This is a genomic window from Sulfurospirillum sp. MES (assembly GCF_000789415.1).
GTDB classification, from domain to species: Bacteria; Campylobacterota; Campylobacteria; order Campylobacterales; family Sulfurospirillaceae; genus Sulfurospirillum; species Sulfurospirillum cavolei.
The window spans coordinates 1-633 of the sequence record NZ_JSEC01000053.1; the positions used below are offsets into that span (position 1 = coordinate 1).

Genomic DNA, 633 nt, shown 5'->3' on the forward strand with positions numbered 1-633 from the left:
ACGTTCTCCTTCCGTAGTGCTTCTATAACCATCTGGGAACCGCTTAACTCCATGACCTCTCCTTTCATATTTTTTTTGGTTGCGACTTCGCGCTAAAATCCGCTTTTTTCAAAGCGAATTATTTTTACATGTCGGGGCAAAAGCCTCAACGCCGAGGTTGTACCGAGCGTCAAAGTTTGTTTCGTAACGAAGTCAAATTTTCCGCATACCGCTATTCTTACATCTTCACGTAAAGCCCAAACACCTCTGTTGTATCGGGTGTTAAAGCTCGGTAAAAAAAGTGGGTTATTATAGCAAATAAAGATTAAAAGAGGCTATTTTCGGTACTTTGAATCATTAAACGGAAGAGGTGTTACAATTTGCTATAGCCACGCCTTCTCGAAGGCTATCGTCGATAACGATGCAGGTCGCAAACCCTAGTTTTTGCATAATGGTTTTAACGAGTAAAATTCCGGCAATCATGGAGTCACGGCGATTGGTTCCCGTAAAGCGCGTCGCTTCTTCGATAGGCATACGGCTTAAACGTACGAAAGCCTCTTCAAAATCGTTAACGTGTAAAGAAGTGCCGTTAATCGCGTTTGCATCGTAATGGGCATAATCCATACCTTGTTTGAAAGCGGCAACGGTCGTAGG

Annotated in this window: 1 pseudogene; it reads right to left on the minus strand. The window is 43.1% G+C overall.

The features are described 5' to 3' along the window. Positions 1–336: 336 nt before the first annotated feature. Positions 337–633, minus strand: a pseudogene (locus OA34_RS13355) (phosphatase); the annotation flags it as partial.